The 20,680-nt window shown below is 52.1% G+C and carries 21 protein-coding genes; 11 read left to right on the top strand and 10 right to left on the bottom strand.

The window, feature by feature from the left end; all coding sequences use genetic code 11:
* Positions 1–104 precede the first annotated feature (104 nt).
* The 3 genes from YERSI8AC_RS03235 to YERSI8AC_RS03245 all read left to right on the top strand — a co-directional run bounded on the left by YERSI8AC_RS03235 (position 105) and on the right by YERSI8AC_RS03245 (position 1,753).
* Entirely contained in the window at positions 105–1,067 is a 963-nt protein-coding gene (locus YERSI8AC_RS03235; RefSeq protein WP_159176080.1) for a ribonuclease Z, read from the top strand.
* 109 nt (positions 1,068–1,176) lie between these two features.
* On the top strand, positions 1,177–1,455 hold the full coding sequence (locus YERSI8AC_RS03240; protein WP_159176081.1) for a type II toxin-antitoxin system RelE/ParE family toxin: 279 nt from the start codon (positions 1,177–1,179) through the stop codon (positions 1,453–1,455).
* Between the two features lie 10 nt (positions 1,456–1,465).
* The gene (locus tag YERSI8AC_RS03245) at positions 1,466–1,753 is read left to right on the top strand and encodes a HigA family addiction module antitoxin (protein ID WP_022520034.1); all 288 of its coding nucleotides are present in this window, start codon (positions 1,466–1,468) and stop codon (positions 1,751–1,753) included.
* Positions 1,754–1,859: 106 nt separating this feature from the next.
* Here the strand turns inward: YERSI8AC_RS03245 and YERSI8AC_RS03250 are convergent, their stop codons facing one another.
* On the bottom strand, positions 1,860–2,273 hold the full coding sequence (locus YERSI8AC_RS03250) for a hypothetical protein (RefSeq protein ID WP_159176082.1): 414 nt from the start codon (positions 2,271–2,273) through the stop codon (positions 1,860–1,862).
* Between the two features lie 267 nt (positions 2,274–2,540).
* On the opposite strand from YERSI8AC_RS03250, the gene YERSI8AC_RS03255 reads away from it, so the two are divergent.
* Positions 2,541–3,119 carry a class I SAM-dependent methyltransferase gene (locus tag YERSI8AC_RS03255; protein WP_022520031.1) on the top strand — a complete coding sequence of 193 codons (579 nt, stop codon included), beginning with the start codon at positions 2,541–2,543 and terminating at the stop codon, positions 3,117–3,119.
* Positions 3,120–3,388: 269 nt separating this feature from the next.
* Here YERSI8AC_RS03255 and YERSI8AC_RS03260 read toward each other — a convergent pair whose 3' ends face one another.
* Positions 3,389–3,910 carry an NADPH-dependent FMN reductase gene (locus tag YERSI8AC_RS03260; RefSeq protein WP_138800923.1) on the bottom strand — a complete coding sequence of 174 codons (522 nt, stop codon included), beginning with the start codon at positions 3,908–3,910 and terminating at the stop codon, positions 3,389–3,391.
* 665 nt (positions 3,911–4,575) lie between these two features.
* Here YERSI8AC_RS03260 and YERSI8AC_RS03265 point away from each other — a divergent pair.
* On the top strand, positions 4,576–5,229 hold the full coding sequence (locus tag YERSI8AC_RS03265) for a DsbA family oxidoreductase (RefSeq protein ID WP_159176083.1): 654 nt from the start codon (positions 4,576–4,578) through the stop codon (positions 5,227–5,229).
* A gap of 99 nt (positions 5,230–5,328) precedes the next feature.
* Here YERSI8AC_RS03265 and YERSI8AC_RS03270 read toward each other — a convergent pair whose 3' ends face one another.
* The 5 genes from YERSI8AC_RS03270 to YERSI8AC_RS03290 all read right to left on the bottom strand — a co-directional run bounded on the left by YERSI8AC_RS03270 (position 5,329) and on the right by YERSI8AC_RS03290 (position 11,106).
* Positions 5,329–6,522, bottom strand: a complete 1,194-nt coding sequence (locus YERSI8AC_RS03270) for an E22 family MetX-like putative esterase (RefSeq protein ID WP_159176084.1) — start codon at positions 6,520–6,522, stop codon at positions 5,329–5,331.
* A gap of 91 nt (positions 6,523–6,613) precedes the next feature.
* Positions 6,614–7,501, bottom strand: a complete 888-nt coding sequence (locus YERSI8AC_RS03275) for a hypothetical protein (protein ID WP_138800926.1) — start codon at positions 7,499–7,501, stop codon at positions 6,614–6,616.
* On the bottom strand, positions 7,498–9,099 hold the full coding sequence (locus tag YERSI8AC_RS03280) for an acyl-CoA synthetase (RefSeq protein ID WP_009286748.1): 1,602 nt from the start codon (positions 9,097–9,099) through the stop codon (positions 7,498–7,500). The genes YERSI8AC_RS03275 and YERSI8AC_RS03280 overlap by 4 nt, the downstream gene beginning before the upstream one ends.
* Complete coding sequence (locus tag YERSI8AC_RS03285; RefSeq protein ID WP_041157598.1) at positions 9,096–10,265, bottom strand: acetyl-CoA acetyltransferase; 1,170 nt, start codon at positions 10,263–10,265, stop codon at positions 9,096–9,098. The genes YERSI8AC_RS03280 and YERSI8AC_RS03285 overlap by 4 nt, the downstream gene beginning before the upstream one ends.
* 13 nt (positions 10,266–10,278) lie before the next feature.
* Positions 10,279–11,106, bottom strand: a complete 828-nt coding sequence (locus tag YERSI8AC_RS03290) for an IclR family transcriptional regulator (RefSeq protein WP_159176085.1) — start codon at positions 11,104–11,106, stop codon at positions 10,279–10,281.
* Positions 11,107–11,282: 176 nt separating this feature from the next.
* On the opposite strand from YERSI8AC_RS03290, the gene YERSI8AC_RS03295 reads away from it, so the two are divergent.
* The 4 genes from YERSI8AC_RS03295 to YERSI8AC_RS03310 all read left to right on the top strand — a co-directional run bounded on the left by YERSI8AC_RS03295 (position 11,283) and on the right by YERSI8AC_RS03310 (position 14,999).
* Positions 11,283–12,290: a DctP family TRAP transporter solute-binding subunit gene (locus tag YERSI8AC_RS03295; RefSeq protein ID WP_009286750.1), complete on the top strand. Its 1,008-nt coding sequence runs from the start codon at positions 11,283–11,285 to the stop codon at positions 12,288–12,290.
* An 83-nt stretch (positions 12,291–12,373) separates the two neighbouring features.
* Positions 12,374–12,865 carry a TRAP transporter small permease gene (locus tag YERSI8AC_RS03300; RefSeq protein WP_039858690.1) on the top strand — a complete coding sequence of 164 codons (492 nt, stop codon included), beginning with the start codon at positions 12,374–12,376 and terminating at the stop codon, positions 12,863–12,865.
* Positions 12,858–14,201, top strand: coding sequence for a TRAP transporter large permease (locus tag YERSI8AC_RS03305; RefSeq protein WP_041157600.1), 1,344 nt, complete (start codon positions 12,858–12,860; stop codon positions 14,199–14,201). Before YERSI8AC_RS03300 ends, YERSI8AC_RS03305 begins: the two co-directional genes overlap by 8 nt.
* 24 nt (positions 14,202–14,225) lie before the next feature.
* Positions 14,226–14,999: an SDR family NAD(P)-dependent oxidoreductase gene (locus YERSI8AC_RS03310; RefSeq protein ID WP_039858695.1), complete on the top strand. Its 774-nt coding sequence runs from the start codon at positions 14,226–14,228 to the stop codon at positions 14,997–14,999.
* A gap of 126 nt (positions 15,000–15,125) precedes the next feature.
* Here the strand turns inward: YERSI8AC_RS03310 and YERSI8AC_RS03315 are convergent, their stop codons facing one another.
* Positions 15,126–16,298, bottom strand: a complete 1,173-nt coding sequence (locus tag YERSI8AC_RS03315) for a UbiH/UbiF/VisC/COQ6 family ubiquinone biosynthesis hydroxylase (protein WP_159176086.1) — start codon at positions 16,296–16,298, stop codon at positions 15,126–15,128.
* Positions 16,299–16,404: 106 nt separating this feature from the next.
* On the opposite strand from YERSI8AC_RS03315, the gene YERSI8AC_RS03320 reads away from it, so the two are divergent.
* The gene (locus tag YERSI8AC_RS03320) at positions 16,405–17,262 is read left to right on the top strand and encodes an NAD-dependent protein deacetylase (protein ID WP_159176087.1); all 858 of its coding nucleotides are present in this window, start codon (positions 16,405–16,407) and stop codon (positions 17,260–17,262) included.
* A 50-nt stretch (positions 17,263–17,312) separates the two neighbouring features.
* Here YERSI8AC_RS03320 and YERSI8AC_RS03325 read toward each other — a convergent pair whose 3' ends face one another.
* Positions 17,313–17,813 carry a DUF3368 domain-containing protein gene (locus YERSI8AC_RS03325; protein ID WP_138800933.1) on the bottom strand — a complete coding sequence of 167 codons (501 nt, stop codon included), beginning with the start codon at positions 17,811–17,813 and terminating at the stop codon, positions 17,313–17,315.
* On the bottom strand, positions 17,794–19,017 hold the full coding sequence (locus YERSI8AC_RS03330; protein WP_201304174.1) for a helix-turn-helix domain-containing protein: 1,224 nt from the start codon (positions 19,015–19,017) through the stop codon (positions 17,794–17,796). Before YERSI8AC_RS03330 ends, YERSI8AC_RS03325 begins: the two co-directional genes overlap by 20 nt.
* 167 nt (positions 19,018–19,184) lie before the next feature.
* Between YERSI8AC_RS03330 and YERSI8AC_RS03335 the strand changes: the two genes are divergently transcribed.
* Positions 19,185–20,648, top strand: a complete 1,464-nt coding sequence (locus YERSI8AC_RS03335; RefSeq protein ID WP_236557229.1) for a protein adenylyltransferase SelO — start codon at positions 19,185–19,187, stop codon at positions 20,646–20,648.
* The last annotated feature ends 32 nt before the right edge of the window (positions 20,649–20,680 follow it).

The following is a 20,680-nucleotide window of genomic DNA, read 5'->3' on the forward strand; positions in this document are numbered from 1 at the left end:
ATGCCTAATGAGCATCGTAAAAGCACTACTGTTTAAATTTAGCTGGCTGGCAATCCGATGCCTTAGTTCTAGATGGAGTACATAAGAGAGAGCACGGAAGCGATATGAATTTACTATTCCTAGGCACCTCCGCCGGTGTACCCACCAAAATAAGAAACGTCTCCGGCATCGCCTTGCGAGAGAGCAAAGGAAAGGGCTGGTACCTGATCGATTGTGGTGAGGGCACCCAGCATCAGGTTTTGCACACGAAGCTGTCTTTCCATTCGCTGAAAGCCATCTTGATTACCCACGTGCACGGCGACCACTGCTATGGGCTGCCTGGCATACTGGCGAGTGCGGGAATGGGTGGCCGGAAAGCGCCTCTGACCATTGTGGCGCCCGCAGGTATCAAGGCATGGTTGGAGGCTACCTGTGAGGCTACGCAGCTATGTTTGCCCTTTGCCCTGGAGTTTATCGACTCGGACGACCTGCCCAGCGTTGAGTTTGAGAGCATTGCGGTTACCACGTTCAGCCTTTCACACCGGGCGCCGTCCTATGCTTATGGGTTTACGGAGACAAGGGTCGACGCTGCCTTGGATGTGGATAAACTAGCGCAAAAGGGGATTCCAAGAGGGCCGTTGTGGGGGCAGTTGAAGCAAGGGGTTGATGTTGAGTTTAAGGGGGAGCGGTTAAAAAGCCATGACTACCTGATCTTCAAACATAAGCCGAGAAAAGTGGTGATCGCTGGGGACAATGATCAGCCTGATTTGTTGTTTGAAGCGTGCGCGGGGGCACAGGTGCTGGTGCATGAAGCCACCTACACCGAAGAGATGGCCCAGAAGGCTGGTGATGTCGGGCATAGCTACGCCAAGCTGGTCGCGGCGTTTGCCGAATCGGTACAGTTGCCCAATCTGGTGCTGACGCACTTCAGCCCCCGTTACCAGCTCAATCCTAACGCGTCGCCTTCCATTGAGGACATTCGCAAGGAGGCCCAGCGTGTCTACTCGGGCTCGCTTTATTTGGCGCGGGATTTTGGCGAATACACCCTGGATAAAGCGGGCCACTTTACTGAAGTGGCGGGCGAGTAGTCTTTAACCTAATTGTGTTATCAACGGTAGGGACATAGCACGTTTATCGACTCTTTTTGATTTGCACCATGTTTTTGACACCTGATACGTTGCAGGGTACATTTTATAGATGATCCGAAGCTTCAAACACAAAGGCTTGGCAAAATTCTTCAAATCCGGCAGCACTGCAGGGATTCAGGCTGCGCATGCAAAGAGGCTTCGGCTTATTCTTGGTCGACTTAATGCAGCGTCAGATGCCAATGATATGGACTTGCCAGGTCTTCGCTTGCACGAACCCTCAGGTAAGCGCTCTGGAATCTGGTCAGTCACGGTGAGTGGTAACTGGCGCGTGACGTTCCGGTTCGAGGACGGAGATGCCGAGATAGTGAATCATGAAGATTACCACTGAGGTACCGCCAATGCTGATGCACAACCCTCCCCATCCTGGTGAAGTATTACGCGAGCTTTGCTTGGAGCCCCTTGGTCTTACTGTTACAGCCGCTGCGGAAGCGCTCGGCGTGAGTCGCAAAACGCTCAGTGCTGTGCTGAACGGCAAGGCCGGTATTAGCCCTGAAATGGCGGTGCGGCTTTCTATCGCGTTTGATACCTCTGCGGAAAGCTGGTTGAACCAGCAGTCCCAATACGAGCTTTGGCATGCCGAACAGCATCGCAAAGAGCTTAAAGTAAAGAGGCTGGTTGCCGCTTAAAGCAGCGGTGGTTTAAGTACACCCTGGATTAAGCGGGCCACTTTGCTGAACTAGCGGCTGAATAACTGCTTTTATCCCGCCGCTCCTTGAGTGATCACCGCTCAGGTCAGTCGCGGCAATAGCCTTCACCTGTTGCGACTACCAAGCAGTCTTCCTTTTCCAATAGCCACTTCATACCCGTGGCTTCGCCGTCGCCCGCACGAAGCAGCTGTGGGCCGTCCCCGCGGTTGAAACTAATGCCCTCGGCGGTGGCCTGCCCTTCGAAAGTGCCGACTTGATCGGCATCCAGGCCGTAGCGCATGTGAAGGAGATAATGCCCTGGGCCTGCAGGCTCGTCCTTGCTGATTTCCAGGAATAACCCTTCTACGCCAGTCCATCGGCCGACCCATTGGTCGGTCACTTGGTGGTGGGGCTGGTTTTGCTCGGTTGCAGTATCTGAAGCGGGCGCGTTTGATGCGGTGGTGTTGCTACACCCGCTTATCAGCATCGTAGCGATTAGCGCTAATAATGCTTTTTTCATAGCTGCCTCCTTATCATTACTGGGTGCTTCTCAGTATAGGGCGGAATGTACTTTCATCAGTTTGATCGTATTTTGGTATATGTCGATGTGCTATGCGCCGCTGAGGCATTTTAAAAGCTATCTCTGACTTTGATGATTATGCACCGAGATACGCCCGATGGTTGCTTTAAGCACTGCTGAATTTATTTTTGCTCGTGTGGGAATCAATGGGGTAGAGTTAAATTAATTTATGAAATCACTGTTAATTAGATATCTTCAGGATTCCCCATGTATTCAGACCCCTGGCTCCAACGCTGGTTGCCTCTTATCACTGATCGAGCTCACTGCGGGCCAGTCCTAGAGCTTGGTTGTGGTGCTGGTGAAGATAGCGCAATCCTTGTTGGAGCTGGCGTCGACCTTGTCGCACTCGACTTATCTGAAGAGTCCGTAACAACGGCTAGAGGCCGCGTACCCAACGCGAGTTTTTTTGTTCAAGACCTACGCGATCCTTTCCCGCTTGAGAATGGAAAAGCCAGCGTGGTCGTTGCGAGCCTATCGTTACACTATTTCCCTTGGGCTGAGACGCTGCGCCTTGTCACTCGTATACGTGACACTCTGAACGATAGCGGCATTCTCCTTTGTCGGTTGAACTCGACAAACGATCATCACTTCGGTGCCTCGGGACACCCCTTGATCGATACAAACTACTACTCCGTTCATGGCGAGCCCAAGCGTTTTTTTGATCGAAGTTCCATCGAGCACCTTTTCCAAAGCGGCTGGAATATGCTCAGTTTAGAAGAAATGATCACGCACAAGTACGCTATGCCAAAATCGATATGGGAAGCCATTCTAGTCAAAGACGTCTAACGAGTTAAACGGACTACTGTTTTTGATACCTTGGCAGAGAGCTGGTTGAATCATCAGTTCCAGTATGCGCTTTGGTATGCTGACCAATATCGCGAAGAGCTTAACGTGAAGAAGCTTGTTATGGTCTGAAGTAGCGCATAGCCAGGCCATTCTCCAGGTGTCATATCCTTCGAGTCACAGCGGTTTTGCCACTGGTGATGGCAGGCGCTATAAGTTTCTATAGCGCCTGTGATGACAGACTGCAGACGATTTCCCAAAAATAGACAAAATTAAATTTTAATTAATATTCCATGTAAGTCTCGGTTAAACTGCTGGTTAGTGACAACACCCTGCTCTAAGTCAAAATTGTCAAAAAAGCTTGGTAAGGAAAGCGCGCCTATAACGGTTGCTGAAAAATAGGGAGCTGACGCTTGTGCGGAAGCTAAGACACTTTGTGCCCCACCTTGACCAGGTGAGGTAGATAACATAAGAACGGGTTTATTTTGAAATACTTTCATATCTATTCGTGATGTCCAGTCAAATAGATTTTTATAGGCTGACGTATAAGTCCCATTGTGTTCCGCGAATGACATTACGATGACATCTGCTTCACCGATAGCGTTGTAAAAAGCATGCGCCAATTCAGGGATGCCAGACTCCTTTTCTCTTTCTCCGCTAAATATTGGCATTTCAAAGTCGTTAAGATCGATTAACGAAATATCTGCATCGCTGACTTGTTGTGCTGCATAAAAAGCCAGTTTTTTGTTAATGGAGCTTTTGCTGTTGCTAGCGCCGAAGGCAAGTACTTTCATTTTAAAATCCTCTGAGTTGATTTTTTCAAGGGTGTTGGTTTGGTTTTAGTTACACGTTTTTAATAAAAATGTTATCTGAAGCGATAAGATTGAGTTGGCTTTGACGTAGGGCTATTCTGAAACCTCAACTAAGGTTGAGGTCAAGAGGGGCGCGAAAAATAAACTTATAGGCATTTTATTTGAGCTTGAAGAGCTTCCGAATCAGACCCGTGTCACTCTTGTTGATTGGGACAAATTGGGCTCTAGGTGGCGAGGCGAGCTAAACAGGAAGATAACGCAGTTAATTGAACTGAGAGATATGATGACAGACTGCATCGGGTGTGGTTGCCTTTCTCTTGATAAGGTGCAAGCTACATTCTTGAAAGTCATGACTCCTTAATCTTCAAACACAAACCAGGAAAAGTCGTGATTGCCGCGTTTGCCGAATCGACAGAGCTGCCCACCTGGTGCTGACGAACTTTAGTCCTCGTTACCAGTTCAACCCCCAGCGTTGGAACTAGTAAGCTGCTAAGCCGTGAGTAAGAGGCTTTTGCTTACCAACGCCGTCAATGGGTTGGAAAAAGTGCACAACCGACTAGGCGGGTTGCGTTTAGGTGTTGCTTGATAAAAGCCAAGGCTTAGCGCAGTTTGAGCGCTGACGACCGAACCCAACGAGGAGATCTATCATGCAGAAGTTGAGAATTGACCTAGTGTCTGATGTAGCCTGCCCATGGTGCGCGATCGGCTATCGGCGCTTGGAACAAGCGCTAGAAACCCTTGATGGCGAGATCGACGTTGAGCTCTTCTGGCAGCCCTTTGAACTCAACCCTGACATGCCGCCCGAGGGCGAGCCGATCCTGGAGCACTTGTGCCGCAAGTACGGCAAAGATGCTGCCAGCATGGCGCAGTCCCAGCGTGAGATTATGGCGGTGGCCGAAGAGCTTGGATTAAATTTTCGTGGTGCCCAGGAGCGTCGGGCGAACAACACTTTCGCTGCCCACCGCGTGCTTGCTTGGGCTGCAACGCAGAACCTAGAGACGCCCCTACAATTGGCACTGTTTGATGCCTACTTTGGTGAGGCGAAAAACCCTTCAGACCCAGAAGTTCTACGCGAGAAGGCCATTGAGGTCGGGCTTGACGGTGATATTGCCGAGTCCATCGCCCGGTCTGATCAGTACGCAGACGAAGTTCGAGCGGCAGAACAGCGATTCATGAAAGCAGGGGTTACCGCCGTGCCGGGATTCATCCTCGACGGGCGCTACCTGATTTCGGGCGCCCAGCCAGCTGAAGTGCTTGTCGATGCGCTTCGTCAGGTGGCCGAAGAGAACGCCAGCCGCTAATGTTTTAGAGGCTCTGGCCTGAGATGCGGCTGGTAAGGCTGGCTCATATTGCAACTTCTTCAGTGCTGGGTTTAAGACTCAAAGTCAGCGCTCAATCCCTTACTGCAAAAACGCCCGCAATGTATCGCTAGCTTGGTCGATGGAAACAACGCCATCCAAATGGCCTCGATCGCCTTCCAGGGTTTCAAGCGTCACCTCAGTGCCATCTGCCTCAATTAGCTCGGCGGTTCGACGCACACCTTCAGGCGCGAAGACGAGGTCGTTTTCGCTATACAGCATCAGTGTCGGTGCTTCGATGGCGGCAAGTCCTTCCTCTAGCGAGTCGCCGTGGCCTGCCATAAAGGTTTGGTTGGCGCGCACCAGATAGAGCAGATGGTTGGCATCGGAGGTGGCCGCACGGGCGGCGGCGATGTCATCCAGCGTTTTCTCAATCGCGTAGCGGGCGTTGATATCCTGGGCTGGGTCGCGTTCTTCGTCGGCCCAATCGCGGTTAAAGGTTTCGTTAGCCCACTGCCAGTGGTTGGCGTTGAGTGTCACCAGTTTTAGCGCTTCTTTTAGCCCGTCGATAGGCGGTTCGCCGTCGTAGTAATTACCCTCGTTCCAGTTGGCGTCTAAACGAATCGGCGCGGCCCAGGCGCTTAGGGTTGCCAGCAGCCAAGGGTCGGCAACGCCGCCGCCAATCACTGAGATTAGCCGTTCTACTCGGTCAGGATAGGCGCTGGCCCACTCGAAGGCCTGTAGCGCGCCCATTGAGGCACCCATCACCGCATGCAGTGATTCAATGCCTTGGCCTTCGAGTAGCTCGCGCTGTACCTCGACAAAGTCGCGGATGGTGACGACCGGGAAGTCCATGCCCCAGGGCTCGCCGGTGTCAGGGTTGATGGAGGCGGGCCCGGTGGTGGTGACGTTGGGGTCATTGGCATTCAGGTTAACCAGCGTATCCGAGGAGATGATGTAGTACTCATCGGTATCGAGTGGCTTGCTGGGGCCAATGATGGCATCCCAGTAGCCGGTCGGCTGCCCATTTTCCTCATAGCGGCCTGCCGCATGGCTGGTGCCAGAGAAGAAGTGGGTGATTAGAATGACGTTATCGCGGGCGTCATTGAGCTCGCCGTAGGCTTCCCAACCCACCGTGACGTTGGGGATCGTCTCGCCGCCATGGGTAGTGAAGCTGTCCATTTCAAAGGTCTGTTTCTCGACGACCCCATCCCAGGCCCACAGGGGGGAAGCCAGAAGGAGGCTAAGGCCGGAACAGAGCGTTGCCGTGAACAGCGCGTATCGTGTAGATGCCATAGGGTTGCCTTACCTTAAGAGAGGGATAGTTGTGATTGTTTTAGGCCACGGGCATTGGCTTGCCTTTTAGCATAGTTGGTTTTATTTCAACCTAAAATACAAGCAGTAGCTCGCAAGTGACGCAGATGGCATTTTTCCCTGGGGCCAATTGCCCTTGGTGTTGCTCACCACCAATGCCGACGGAGACTGCTTGGATAGTCGCTTGGTGATCCTTTAATTCCCCATTCAAGATCAATATTTCATTAGCGTGGGTAAGCAGTTGCTTGCCATCGTTAAAGCATGTCTTGATTAAACTACCAATACCCAGTATCTGAGCGGTTTCGACCCGATAATCGTTTGCTATAGAAGCAAGCGCGGTTTGAAGGTCCTGATTTGGTCGTAAGGTCAGTAATAGCGCATTCTTTTTATTGATGTTGCTTAAAGTCGTGCTGGGTGAAAATAGCGGAAACCGAGTTTCTTCATCGTAATGAACATCCAGACATGCGCCCTCTATCGCAATACAGTCGACCTGTATATCCTCGGCTAAGTATGATTCAGGCGCGAGTAAGTGCCCAGCGACCACCTGATCACGTTCCTCTTTGCCTTTATCCTTACCACTTACCCCACTCCAGGTTCCGTGACAGTGCATGAAAGGTTTGCCCTCGCGGCGGCCTACATGAATGCCTGCCGTTAAAATTTGAGCCGGTGCACCTAAGTGAAAAGTATCGCTATACCAGGCCGCGTGCTCACCTTTGGGGTCGTCTCCCGGTATCACGTAGCGCAGGGTATCCATTTGCGCGTTGTTAAGGGTGATATAAGCCGATGTAATATTATGTACGCTTAACTCTTTGATAATAGCATCGTGTAAGCTTTGCCCTCCTTTTAAAAGGAGGGGGATGGGTGTTGTGTGGCAAAGCTGGGCCTGATGCCTCTGAGTTATAGGGTGGCCTGGGTGCTGGATAGCCCCCATCTGTGAATCTTTTAGTTGTGATAAGCTCATGACGACTCCTTTATTTCACCGCGCGCCACTAGAGTCTCTCGAATAAGTTTTTTAGTTATTTTCCCATAGGCTGTTTTAGGCATCTCATCCCAAACGACATAGTTTTTAGGCACTTTATAGCGAGAAATTTTCTCGCTAAGCCATTGATTCAAAGACTCTGTATCAAGCTGTTTCCCAGGATAAGGTACACAAACAGCCATACCGACTTCACCCCAAGTGGGGTCAGGTACTCCTAATACGGCCGCTTCTGAAACGAGGGGGTGAGTGAGTAGTTTCTCTTCGATTTCTCTTGGATAGATGTTAGAGCCACCGGATATGTACATATCAGAAACACGCCCGGTTAAATAAACAAATCCCTCTTCGTCCATATGCCCTAAATCGCCCGTTAAGAACCAACCGTTGCGAAAGCTTTTCCGGTTGGCTTCCGGGTTGTCGAAGTAGCCGGCAAAAACGGCAGGGCCTATCACGGCGATTTCCCCGGTTTCATTGGCAGGAACTTCACGGCCTTCACTGTTTTGGATCTGAACCTGCATGCCTGTGCGCGTGAAGCCACAGCTGCCTGTTTTCATGTGCTGATCCTCAACATGGTGAAAAGTAGGTGGTAGCACAGTAATGTTGCCTGTCACCTCACCAAGCCCGAAATATTGCACTAACACAGGCCCGAGCTTTTCCAGTGCTTTCACTTGGTCGGCCCGATACATGGGTGCACCGGCATAGACCACATAACGCAGTGATGCATGGTTATATTGATCGACACTAGGGTGTTCGATCAGCATTTTGACAATAGTGGGAACCGTAAACAGGTTGGTGACATTCCATTTCTCCACCAATGCCCATATGGATTCGGGATTGAATTTATCCTCCGCTGGGAGAATCGTTTTCACTCCGCTTGCAACTTGTGCAAGTTGATGAACACCAGCGCCATGCGAGAGCGGTGCTACCACAATCGAGGCGTCATCAGCGTTTGTTCCTGGCATCAGGTCGCATAAATGGTTAGTCACCACAAAGGCCATTTGCCCGTGGGTCAAAATAGCGGCCTTGGGTTTTCCGGTCGTCCCAGAGGTGAAAAATAACCAGGCGGGGTCATCTCGGTTGACCTCGCAGGTTGCAATCTCTTCACCTATGAAGCGCTCAACAAGAGTGTCGTAATCATCAGCAAAGTTGCTTTGTCCAATGGAGACAGTAAAGTCGACGACTGGGGCGCAGGCGGTTGCATGGTCAGAAAATTGGGCGCCGCAGAGCAACCCCTTTGCCCCTGATGACTCCGCTAACCAAGCGATTTCTTCCGGTGACTGGCGATAATTGGCGGGCACCCAAATGGCGCCAATTCTCCAGCAGGCGAACATCGCTTCAAACATTTGGTGACAGTTGGAGGATTGAACAAGTAACCGATCGCCTTTGCGTAGTCCCATCTGTTTGTCGAGTGCGTAGGCAAACGCCATGGAGCGCGCTTCCATTTCCTGCCAGCGCCAGGTGCGCGTTCCCCATACAAAGCCGATCTCATTGGCTAGGCGGCGTGCGCTATTGGTCAGGAAATGAGACAGATTCATGACTTTTGTTGAGACCGGTGTCACGCCGTGCTCTAGTGATTGGCTCATTTCATACGCTCCAAAATAGAGACATAATTGGTCACCGCAGCCCCACCCATGTTGAAGACACCTGCTATGTGGGCATTGGGTATTTGCATGTCGCCTGCCTCTTCCATTAGTTGCATGGCAGCCATGACATGCATGGAAACGCCGGTGGCGCCGATGGGGTGGCCTTTGGATTTGAGGCCTCCCGAAGGGTTGACGGGTAAGGCGCCATCTTTATGGGTAATACCTTCCCTAATGACACGATAGCCTTCGCCGGGGGCGGCTAGTCCCATAGCCTCATACTCCAGTAGCTCGGCGATGGTGAAGCAGTCGTGGGTTTCTACGAGAGATAGGTCTGAAAGGCTGAGGCCCGAGGCTTCTAACGCTTGTTTCCAGGCGATAGAGGCGCCTCGGAAAGCCAGAACGTCTCGTCGGGAAAGTGCCATGAGATCATTCGCTTGTGTGCGCGCTCGAAAAGCAATAGCACGCTCTAACTGAGCGGCGGTTTCGGCATCCGCAATAACCAGGGCTGCGGCGCCGTCTGATATGAGAGAGCAGTCGGTACGCCGTAAAGGGCCAGCTACCGTAGGGTTGCGCTCTGAAATGGTGGCGCAGAAGTCGGTGCCGATATCCTTGCGCATTTGCGCCCAGGGATTAGCAACACCATTGGCATGATTTTTGGCGGCAATCATGGCGAGTTCGTACGAGCGGTCGCCATACTTCTGAAAGTAGCTTGTGGCTATTTCGCCGAACACGCCCGCAAAGCCTCCTGCGATGTGAGCTTCTTCCTGATGGTAGCTGGCACTCAACAGAATATTGCCCACGTCGGCGGTGGGAGTCGCCGTCATTTTTTCGGCGCCAACGACTAATGCAATACGCCCGCGTCCTGATTCAATAAAATCGAGTGCGCCATGCAGCGCTGCGCTTCCCGTTGCGCAGGCATTTTCGTAACGCGTTGCAGGGGTGTGCGCAAAGCGTTCATCTCCCATGGCCACAAGAGCTGCCTGGAAGTCCTGGGCAGAAAAGCCATTGTTGTAGACTCCGACGAAAATGCCATCAATGGCTTCGTGGGCAACTCCAGCGTGAAGCAGAGCCTCCTGAATTACGCCCTGCATAAGGGTTTCGGTGTTGGGTTCGGGCAGTTTTCCGAAAGGGGAATGGCCCCAGCCGACGATATGCGCTTTTGTCATTATGTGCTCCTAGCTAAGGGGTTGCGGGTGTTTGATATCTTAAAAATTCAGCGGCTAACAGATCTTCAATCGCGAGAGCTTCTTCTTGTAATCGCGGCACAAGGTTTTGCGATCTTCTCGGTTCCTGCATGCGGCTCTGTATCGCGGCCAGAGAGAGTGAGCCCGCCAGTACGCCATCGGGCCAGCGTAAGGCAATGCCAATGCCCCAGGAGTCAGGAAATACCAAACCAGGGTTAATTGCGTAACCCTGAGACCGGGTTTCGTCAACCAGGCTTAACATACGGCTCGGGATTAGCCGAGGGTATTGCTGTTCGAGGAGGGGGCGTTGCGCGTCTAAAATTTGGGTGATTTCACGGTCAGGAAGAGCCGCCAGCATGGCAAGTGAGCCTGCCCCGACCCCTAAAGGATGGTACGCACCTTGTGTCAGGGCATGGGTGCGAATGGGGTAAGCACCATCCTCACGGTATAAGCACAGCGAATGGTGGCCTCTGCGAATGGAAAGGCAAGCGGCATCTTCGGTTGATAGCGCCAAGCGCGCGACATTGCGAGTAGCGAGGCGCGTCAAGTTATGTAGCTCTGAGGCTCTTTGTCCCAGTAAGTAAGCCTCCGGGCCTAAGTGGTAATGCTGATTGGCGGGCGACTGCTCAACCATCCCTGCATTGATCAACGCAAGCAGTAAGCGCCTCACCGTAGCCTTATTCAAGCCACAGGACTTGGTTAAATCAGTAAGCGAGCTACCCTTATCTGCTTGTCGAGCAATTAGGCTTAATAAACTGAGCGCACGATCAACACTTTGCGCACCAGCCGTCGTGCTTCCATTTGATAAAGCTTTTAGTTCCATATTATGAACCGTCTTTTGTTTTCTGTTTCGCCTGTAAAGCTTATTTTGCAGATAATTTGACTTTTTGAAATGCCTTTGGCAAATTTTTATTGTCGTTAATACAAAATACGTTCCATATTATGGATCAATAATAATCAAGTGCGACAGCACAAGCACGTCAGAAGGAATACAACACAATGAAATACCTTAGTTTTCGTAAGCTTGTATGGGCTGCTTCCGCTGCTGGACTGGTGCTCGCCAGTACTGCATCTGCTGAGACATTGCGGCTTTCTCATAACACGGGAGATGCCACTTCGTGGCACTTGGGGGCGGAGCGGTTTGCTCAGTTATTAGACGAAGCTTCCGAAGGTGAGCTAAATGTGCGGGTTTTCCCCAATGCACAGCTTTCGGGCGGTGATCAAATGCGCCAAGCTGAGATGGTGGGCCGTGGTGCGCTTGATCTGCTCATCACGTCTGCTATCAATGTCACTCCTCTCGTGCCGGAAATGGCGGTTTTCTCGCTACCGTATCTCTATGCAAATTACGACCAGGTTGATGCCACAACCCAGGGTGAACCTGTTGAGTTGCTTGAAGCCATAATGGAAGAGAAGGGAATTGTGGTGCTGGCTTGGGGGGAGAATGGTTTTAGGGAGTTAACCAATAGTGTACGACCTATTCGTACCCCAGAGGATATCCGTGGGCTCAATATACGTGTTGCAGGCCCCATGTATGTCGATGTCTTGAATGAACTTGGGGCTAATCCCCAACAAATGCAGTGGACGGAAACGATGACCGCCTTGCAGCAAGGCGTGGTGGATGCACAAGAGAATCCCATTGGGGCTGTTATTATCCCTCAGCAAATTTATGAAGTGCAGGATTATTTGACTACTTGGCACTACTCTTATGATCCCCTGTTTTTGGGCATATCTAAGCAACGTTGGGAAGGATTCGACGAAAAGACTCAAGAGATAATCCAGCTTGCTGCAGAGCAGGCAATGGCCTACCAGATAGAGGTAACTCGAGAAAGTACCGCTGATGGTTTGGAGTTTCTGAGCGAACAAGGCATGCAAATTACTGAGCTGTCAGAGGATGAAATTGCGGCGTTTCGTGCTGAAACGGTACCGGCTTTTGACCTGTGGGCTGAGAAAATAGGCCCTGAGATTGTGTCGGCCTTTGTTAATGCGGTGGAAGAGAACGGTAACTGATCCCAGCTGTTTCATGCTTGGTCTGGATAACGCTCCAAGTAATTTATTGGAGCTTTATCCGCAATTGATAGAGGTGCCGTAACATGAAATTTATGCTGCGAGAGGCAGAAAAAATATTCTGTGCAGTGCTTTTTATGGGCATGACCCTGTTGGGGTTTGCCAATGTCGTTGTTCGCTATGGGACTAACTATTCTCTGGCTGCTACAGAAGAGCTACTGACAAATGGTTTTTTGATTCTGACTATTTTTGGTGCGGCTATCGCGGCGCGAAGGGGAGAACACTTAGCCGTTTCGCTTTTCTACGATTTATTACCGGCCAGCCTACGTAAAATCGTTTTTCTGCTGTCTGGTCTTTTTTCAGTCGCATTGTTGGCACTATCTGCTTACTTTTCATGGGAAGTGCTGATGAATCAGCTAAGTTCAGGCATGCGTTCTTACGGGTTGGGGTTGCCTGCTTGGTATTATCATGTGGCTATTCCTTTCGGTTTTGCACTGATAATAGTTCGCTATCTGCAGCGGCTATGGGATGAGCAGCGAAATCGTGATAGTGAGTGCGTGGGAGGTGCGAATGTTTGAGGTATTCGCCACACTCTCTTCAGGTTCTCAGATGATTCTGGTGTTTTTTCTACTCTTACTATTACGTGTGCCGGTGGCTTTCTCGCTGGGTCTCTCTGCTATTTATGCTATGTGGCATATGGGTTTTGGGCTAGATATGGTAGGTGACCTGATTGCTACCGGGATAACCAAGTTCTCTCTACTTGCAATCCCATTTTTCATCCTGGCCGGTACCTTGATGGGAGTGCTGGGAATTGCCGAACGCATGGTGCTTTTTTTTAGAGTTCTCGTTGGCGGTTTGCCTGGCGGAATGGGGGTCGTGGGAACAGTGGTTTGTCTTTTCTGGGGTGCCGTCAGTGGTTCGGGGCCTGCATCTGTGGCTGCAATTGGCCCCATGATTATTAAAGGGATGGAAGAAGATGGCTATCGTAAGGCTTATGCTGCAGGTTTAGTGTGCACGGGAGCGGCTCTCTCGATAGTGATTCCACCCTCAATAGGACTGGTCATTTATGGAGTGATTGCAGAGACCTCCATTTCCAAGCTTTTTCTTGCGGCCATTATTCCTGGCCTATTGATGGGGGGCATCATGATATTAACCCTGCCGCTAGGACGTGATAAAGGCGCTAAGACTGGCAAGGTTGATGAGCTGTGCCTGGCAACCATGGGTGACCTTGTTGATACGAACCTCTCTTATAAAAAAAGACTTTGGAGCACATTTCGTGACTCTTTTTGGGGGCTACTAACGCCTGTCGTTATTTTGGGCGGAATATACTCTGGGGCCTTTACACCAACAGAAGCAGCGCTGGTGGCTACCGTCTATGCGTTGTTTGTGGGTGGACTTGCTTACCGCACATTAACCTTAAAAAAGTTATATGAGGCGCTAAGCGATGCAGCTGCATCATCATCTGTTGTTATGTTGGTAGTTGCGTATGCCAGTTTGTTCGGTTGGGTGGTGACCGTTGATGACCTTGTCGGAACCTACTCTGGACTGCTACTTGGTCTTAGCAGTAACGAGTGGGTCATTCTACTAGTAATAATGTTGATCTTGCTTATTGTGGGGATGTTCATGGATGCGGTCACCGTCATGTTCATTTCTTTGCCAATTTTTATGCCGGTTGTCCATGAAATGGGGTGGGATCCTATATGGTTTGGCGTGCTGTTAATGATCAACCTTTCGATAGGCCTGATTACACCGCCGGTAGGAATTAATCTTTATGTGGCTGCCAATGTGACCAAATTATCAATTGAGAGCGTAGCAAAAGGAGCACTACCTTTTGTATTTACCTGCTTGCTAGGGCTCGTAATCGTTGCCGCTTTCCCAACCCTTTCTTTAATGCTCATAGAAATATTTCGTTAACTAACTTTTACTAAGGCTTTAGTGATGATAACAACAAAGCGTATTGCAGTAGTAACAGGTGCTGCACGTGGTATTGGACTGGCAACGACTCAGCTCTTTTTGGAACAGGGTTATGAAGTGCTTATGGTTGACCGTGATGCACCAGAACTTGAGAAGGTTGCCGCTAAGCTGGAAAACGCCTATGCGTGGGTATATGACATATCGGAGCCAGATGATATCGCTCATTTAGCGCAAGAGGTGGAGAATCAATACGGACGAGTTGATGCATTGGTCAATAATGCCGGTGTTGCCGATTTTCGCCCGTTAGAAGAAACCACTTACGAAATATGGCGACGGGTTATGGCGACTAATCTGGATGGTATTTTTCTTACTACGCAGTCACTATTACCTCTGCTCAAGGCGGCCAAAGGTGCGATTGTTAATATTGCCTCTATCTCGGGTCTAAGGGCCAGTACATTGCGTGTGGCTTATGGTACTTCCAAAGCGGCCGTCATTCATTTGACTCAACAACAGGCAGCCGAGCTAGGCGAACATGGCATCAGGGCTAATTGTGTGGCGCCAGGTCCAGTAGATACCAAGCTTGCGCTGGCTGTCCACACTCCTGAAATTCGCGCTGCTTATCATGACGCTATTCCCTTAAATCGCTACGGCAGTGAGCGAGAAATTGCTGAGATGATTGTATTTCTTTGCTCTGAGAAAAGTGGTTATGTTACCGGGCAAGTCATTGCCGTGGATGGTGGGTTTCAGTCAACTGGGGTTGGTTTGCCAGCCCTCCGAAACCTCTCAGTAAAAGCCTGAAGTTCCATTAGGTCGTAGATTTTTTTACGATAAAAGTACCTGCTACTTGCTCTTCATGAAAATAGTGCTGGCTCTTTGAAAGAAACCAGCCTCTCATCATTGTGAGTGTTTCCACCACCGCTGGTGTTACCACATCTTAAACGGATTCAGCCCATTAGCTTGCTGCATCATCATGCGTTTGGCGAACGGGAAGCGCTCGGCTATTTGCAGGCTTAGATCGCCTAGTTGGCGCAGCGGCTTGGCGCCGGTAAACAGGTGGTGAAAGCTGTCGGTGGCGGCGATCATCGCTTGGTTGGCCGCGCGGCGCTGGCACTCAAAGCGGAGTAGGTTGACATAGTCGCCGGGGTCGCGGCCCTGAATAATGATCTCGGCAAGGGTGTCGGCGTCGTGCAGGCCGATATTTAACCCCTGGCCTGCCAGCGGGTGCACCACATGGGCCGCGTCGCCAATGAGTGCCAGACGCTTGCCGATGTAGCGGTGGGCATGTTGGCGCTTGATGGGAAAGCTGGCTCGGGCGACGATACGGATGAGGTTGCCCAGGCGTTTAGGGAAGGCCATTTCGATGGCTGTTTTGAGTGCGTCATCGTCCAGCTGTTCGCGGGCTTGGGTGGTTTTATCTGTGTCGTACCACACCAAGGAAGCGCGATGGCCGGGCAATGGCAGCATGGCAATGGGGCCCGTGGGGGTGAAGACCTGCCAACTGACATCCTGCTGGGGCAGTTCGGTTTCCACGTTAATAATCATCGCCCGCTGATGGTAGTCGTGGCTACTAACGTTGATCCCCGCTAGCTCACGTAGGGTCGATTGCGCGCCGTCGGCGCCGACGATCAAACGGGCGCTTAGGGTTTTGCCATTATCCAGCTCCAGCAGGCGGCCAGTGCTTGAGGTGATCGTACTTAACGGCGCGCATTGGGTGTAGCAGGTGACGCTGGGCAGTTGTTCTAGCCGTTGCCATAGCGCGTACTGCAACGTGCGGTTTTCGATAAAGATGCCGAAGTCATCCATGCCACTATCCTGAGCGGAAAACAGCGAATGGCCGGTGCCGTCCTGGTTGGAGACATCGATATGCCGAAAAGGGCAGCAACGCTCCTCAGGTAACGTCGTGCCGCTGGCCTTAACGAACGCTAACGAGCGCGCATTCAGCGAGGAAATACGCAGGTCATAGTCACCGCTAGGGGGAGTAGGGGAATCGCCGTGCTCCACCAGCCCTACGGAGAAGCCCGCATGACCCACGCGGGCCGCCAGGGCGGCGCCCACCATGCCGCCACCGACAATAATAATGTCATGATCGTGCTGCATAAGAGTATCTCCTGGGTGCACAATAACCGTTAAAGGGCGCGTTGCATGGCCCGCTGTTGCTATACAGTATCGTTGAGTTTGAGCCACATTGCCTAGAGGTGAACGATTGACGCAGGCCGTGGAAATTGCAGAAAGCGTTGCCCAGGCGGGCGAGGAACTGGCTGATTTTATTCAGCGGCACCCCAAACTGTGGGTGATTACCGGTGCCGGTGTGAGTACCGACAGTGGCATTCCGGACTATCGCGATGCGGATGGTCAGTGGAAGCGGCCACCCCCGGTGCAGCATGGCGACTTCATGAGTTCTCATCACGTTCGCCAGCGCTACTGGGCTCGCGCGCTGATCGGTTTTAGCGCCATGCGCGAAGCCCAAGCCAGCGGCGCACACCGTGCGTTGGCCGCGCTGGAGTCACAGGGTTATATCCAGCAGTTGGTGACCCAAAACGTTGACCGTTTACATCAGCGCGCTGGTTCCCGCCGGGTGATCGACCTGCATGGTCGAGCGGACATGGTGAAGTGCATGGTGTGCGACTATCAAATGATGCGCCACGCCATGCATGCCGAAATGGCGCGCATGAATCCGAGCTTTACTGGTTTGCAGGCGGGGCACGCTCCGGATGGCGATGCCGACCTGGAAACTGACTTCAGCACCTTTCGCATTTTCGACTGCCCGCGCTGCAGCGGCATCCTGAAGCCTGACGTGGTGTTCTACGGCGATGTGGTGCCCGCCGAACGGCGGCTTGCAGCGCAGGTAGCGCTGGCAGAGTCGGAGGCGGTACTGGCAGTGGGCACCTCGTTGATGGTGTTTTCCGGCTACCGTTTTTGCCGCGCCGCCCATGAGCGGGGCATCCCTCTGGCATCGCTATCGCTCGGCGTCACCCGGGCAGATGCGCTATTGACCCACCAGTGGCGGGCGCCGTTGACGCCGGTGCTTGAGCAGGCTGTGCGCTGTTTGCACGGAAACTAGAGCGCCTGAAACACTGATAGCATTTCCTGGGAAACTTTTTACCATGCTCCTCATTGCCTGGAGCCAAAGTTTGCCCGTTCGATATGTTTTTTGGCATCGTCCCAAGGCAATCTGCGTTTGCGTGCTTTCATCAAATCAAGGGAGGCTAAGCTCTCCTCATTGGACAATAGCCCGAACTCAATCATCTCAGTGAACACCCATAGCGTGCCTCTTATATCAACACCTTCGCGCCCAGCAAGGGCGCGCAGATTATTGTCTCCCGTAAGCAACGGGCAGGCTTCCTGCTTAGCTAAAGCCAGCGCTAGCCTGTCGTACAAGCCGGGCTCTTCGCCATGCTCTTCTCCCAAGGTGATCGCATAATCGATGTACAAGGATTCAACAACGAGTGTTTTTAACCCCATATCAATTAGGTACGGGCTGCCGTCTTCAATTTCTTCTTCATAAAGCACGTCAGGCATAGCGAAAACATAAGGAAGCTGAAAGAGTGTTTCCAGTATGCCCCCAGCCTCTAAATCAATTATTACGTTGGCGTCACTGATGAGTAACAGCATCAGCAGACTCCATTAGGCGTTCTCGATAGAAGCGCATTCTTGGGATGCCGAGCAGTTCAGCCGCCTTTGCCTCGGAAATAAGGTCTTCTGCTAATGCCCGATATACTAGCTGCTCAAATAGAGAAGGGGCTTCGTTAGGTAGCACCTCGCCGGGCTCGTTAGTCCTCCAGCCGCGAGCCGAGAACATTCGCATCGTTGCCTCTCGCAACCCGTCATGGATAACGCCACATTGAAACGCACGCATTACCCACCCGGCCATTGAAAGGCCGTACTCATGCTTTAGATGGTAAAGTTCTTGTGGCTCTAAGCGCTTTCGCTGAGAGCCAAGCTCCTTAACAACGGACTCTCTTGGGGCTAAAAACGCGCCAGCAAAACGGTCGCATGCCTTTTCTTCATTTACTCCGTCCGTCAATCGACCTGCAAAAAGCACGTGAGCCAGTTCGTGGGCGAGAGTAAAACGCTGGCGATCCCCAGGCCAGCGAGAAGACACCACTATGACAGGGTAGTACTGCCCATCTACTGTCATTGCTGTAGCAGTCATGCCCGAAAATGCTTTGTGTTCCACGTCGACTGCCATTACCAACAACCCCAAGGGTTCAAGCTCTGCGGTCAAGTCGGCAATTGGATTTAACCCAAGCTCCCATGCGTGTCGTACATTCTCTGCGATGCCCTCAATCTCGTCCAAATCTTCTATTTGGCGAGGTACACAACCAGGGACTGCGAAGTGTGGAATGGGCAACTCGGGGAACGCGTTAAGCAATTCGACACGTTTCTCAATCATTTCCGTAATGCGGATTTGTATAGCGTCAGAACGCTTCTTCCCAAACGTGCTGTGTTTACGAAATTCGATGTTCGACAACGTTACCGTCGACTTTCGGAAAAAATATTCTGTGCGAACGCCACACGCTTTAGCGATCTTGAGCAATTTAGAGGAGTCGGGTGTTGCTTTACCTTTTTCATACTTCTGTATTGCCGCCTTGGAAACCTCAAGCTGCTGGCCCAACGCTTCAAGCGTCAAGTCAGCAGCAAGGCGTGCCTGATGGATTCGTTGACCTAGCATAGATGTCACTCGGTTTACTTTTATAAAAGTATTTTGTGAAAAGTAAACCTTGTGCCAAACAATAACCAGCGGAAAAAATTCACAGAAATCTTTATTAAGAGAAAAGTGACCGGACTTTATGCTCACGTACCAGCCAGCAGCCAAGCATATCTCTCGCCACTTCAAGCGTGTCCCGATTATAAAAATCCCTTGGCAGTGGCGTCAGCTCGCTGTTTTTAACATTTGGTATGTTTGGCAACATCGCCTCGGCGTTTAGTTGAGTAGAATGCTAGGGTATTAGGTAGTTATTGCCACTAAAAGCGGAGCCTATCGTGCTGCCATTCGAACATCTCTATTCCACCTTGCCTGAACCCCTCTGGGTCGCCACCCAAGCAACGCCTGTGGCCAGCCCGGAGCTGATTGCGTTCAATGCGCCGCTTGCCCATGAGCTAGGGGCCACAGAGCTACCTGACTCTACAACGCTTGCCGATTGGTTTAGCGGCAACCAGCCCATGCCGGATGCCAAGCCGGGCGCCTTAGGTTACGCCGGGCATCAGTTCGGCAACTTTGTGCCGCAACTGGGCGATGGCCGTGCGCTGCTGCTGGGCGAAGTGATCGATCAGAATGGCGTTCGCCGCGATGTGCAGCTAAAAGGCAGCGGCCGCACGCCGTTTTCCCGCGGCGGCGATGGCCGTTCGCCGTTAGGCCCCGTGCTGCGTGAGTACCTGGTCAGCGAGTTCATGGCGGCGATGGGAATTCCCACCACCCGTGCCCTTGCGGCCGTGGCGAGCGGCGAGCGAGTGGTACGGCAAATGGCTGAGCCCGGCGCCGTCTTTACCCGCGTGGCGAGTAGCCATATTCGCGTGGGTACCTTTCAGTTTGCCGCTGCACAGCGGGATGAAGCATTGCTCAAAGCCCTGGCGGATCATGTGATTGCGCGCCACTACCCGGATGCCGCCAACGCAGAAGACCCCTACCTGGCGCTGCTGGAATCAGTGGTGGCCCGCCAGGCAGTGCTGATTGCCCGCTGGATGAGCGTGGGCTTTATTCACGGCGTGATGAACACCGATAACTGCAGCATCGCCGGTGAAACCATCGATTACGGCCCCTGTGCCTTTATGGAGCAGTTCGATCCGCAAAAGGTGTACAGCTCCATCGATCAAGGCCGACGCTACGCCTTTGCCAACCAGCCAGCGATTGCCCAGTGGAATCTGGCCCGCTTTGCCGAAACGCTGCTGCCGCTGATGCGGGAAGAGGGCGACGCGGTCGTGGAACAGGCCACTGACGCCATCCGTCGCTTTGAGTTACTGTTCAGCGCCGAGCAACTCCGCCTGCATGCCGATAAGCTCGGTTTAGCGGCGGAAAGCCCCCAGGCCGAAGCGCTAATGGAAGGCCTCGAAAGTCAGATGCACCAGGGGCGGATGGACATGACCGCCACCTTTGATGTGCTCACGCAATACGCTTCCTCCCCGAGCGATGAGTACCGCCAGGCACTGCTGGCACTGACGACTCAGCCTGACGGTTTGACCGCGTGGTTGGATACCTGGCAGCAAGCGCAGATAGCCAGCCAAGATAGCGAGCGTTTTGCCGCCATGCGAAGCGCCAACCCGGTCATTATTCCCCGTAACCACCGGGTCCAAGAGGTCATTGATGCCGCTTACGACGGTGATTTTGCGCCTTTCCACACCTTATTGGCAGTGGTGACTAAGCCGTTCGATGAATCTGTTGAAGCGCGCCGTTTAGCGGCGCCCGCCACGGAAAATGAGCAGGTGCTAAGAACCTTCTGTGGCACATAACGCCTATGCTAGACTGTATTTTTTTACAGTTG

Source organism: Halomonas sp. 113, from assembly GCF_904067645.1.
Classification (GTDB): Bacteria; Pseudomonadota; Gammaproteobacteria; order Pseudomonadales; family Halomonadaceae; genus Vreelandella; species Vreelandella titanicae.

Bases quoted from the DNA above. Each gene is read 5' to 3' on its own strand.
- YERSI8AC_RS03235 (WP_159176080.1), top strand. From the start codon at position 105: ATGAATTTACTATTCCTAGGCACCTCCGCCGGTGTACCCACCAAAATA.
- YERSI8AC_RS03240 (WP_159176081.1), top strand. From the start codon at position 1,177: ATGATCCGAAGCTTCAAACACAAAGGCTTGGCAAAATTCTTCAAATCC.
- YERSI8AC_RS03245 (WP_022520034.1), top strand. From the start codon at position 1,466: ATGCTGATGCACAACCCTCCCCATCCTGGTGAAGTATTACGCGAGCTT.
- YERSI8AC_RS03250 (WP_159176082.1), bottom strand. From the start codon at position 2,273: ATGAAAAAAGCATTATTAGCGCTAATCGCTACGATGCTGATAAGCGGG.
- YERSI8AC_RS03255 (WP_022520031.1), top strand. From the start codon at position 2,541: ATGTATTCAGACCCCTGGCTCCAACGCTGGTTGCCTCTTATCACTGAT.
- YERSI8AC_RS03260 (WP_138800923.1), bottom strand. From the start codon at position 3,910: ATGAAAGTACTTGCCTTCGGCGCTAGCAACAGCAAAAGCTCCATTAAC.
- YERSI8AC_RS03265 (WP_159176083.1), top strand. From the start codon at position 4,576: ATGCAGAAGTTGAGAATTGACCTAGTGTCTGATGTAGCCTGCCCATGG.
- YERSI8AC_RS03270 (WP_159176084.1), bottom strand. From the start codon at position 6,522: ATGGCATCTACACGATACGCGCTGTTCACGGCAACGCTCTGTTCCGGC.
- YERSI8AC_RS03275 (WP_138800926.1), bottom strand. From the start codon at position 7,501: ATGAGCTTATCACAACTAAAAGATTCACAGATGGGGGCTATCCAGCAC.
- YERSI8AC_RS03280 (WP_009286748.1), bottom strand. From the start codon at position 9,099: ATGAGCCAATCACTAGAGCACGGCGTGACACCGGTCTCAACAAAAGTC.
- YERSI8AC_RS03285 (WP_041157598.1), bottom strand. From the start codon at position 10,265: ATGACAAAAGCGCATATCGTCGGCTGGGGCCATTCCCCTTTCGGAAAA.
- YERSI8AC_RS03290 (WP_159176085.1), bottom strand. From the start codon at position 11,106: ATGGAACTAAAAGCTTTATCAAATGGAAGCACGACGGCTGGTGCGCAA.
- YERSI8AC_RS03295 (WP_009286750.1), top strand. From the start codon at position 11,283: ATGAAATACCTTAGTTTTCGTAAGCTTGTATGGGCTGCTTCCGCTGCT.
- YERSI8AC_RS03300 (WP_039858690.1), top strand. From the start codon at position 12,374: ATGAAATTTATGCTGCGAGAGGCAGAAAAAATATTCTGTGCAGTGCTT.
- YERSI8AC_RS03305 (WP_041157600.1), top strand. From the start codon at position 12,858: ATGTTTGAGGTATTCGCCACACTCTCTTCAGGTTCTCAGATGATTCTG.
- YERSI8AC_RS03310 (WP_039858695.1), top strand. From the start codon at position 14,226: ATGATAACAACAAAGCGTATTGCAGTAGTAACAGGTGCTGCACGTGGT.
- YERSI8AC_RS03315 (WP_159176086.1), bottom strand. From the start codon at position 16,298: ATGCAGCACGATCATGACATTATTATTGTCGGTGGCGGCATGGTGGGC.
- YERSI8AC_RS03325 (WP_138800933.1), bottom strand. From the start codon at position 17,813: ATGCTGTTACTCATCAGTGACGCCAACGTAATAATTGATTTAGAGGCT.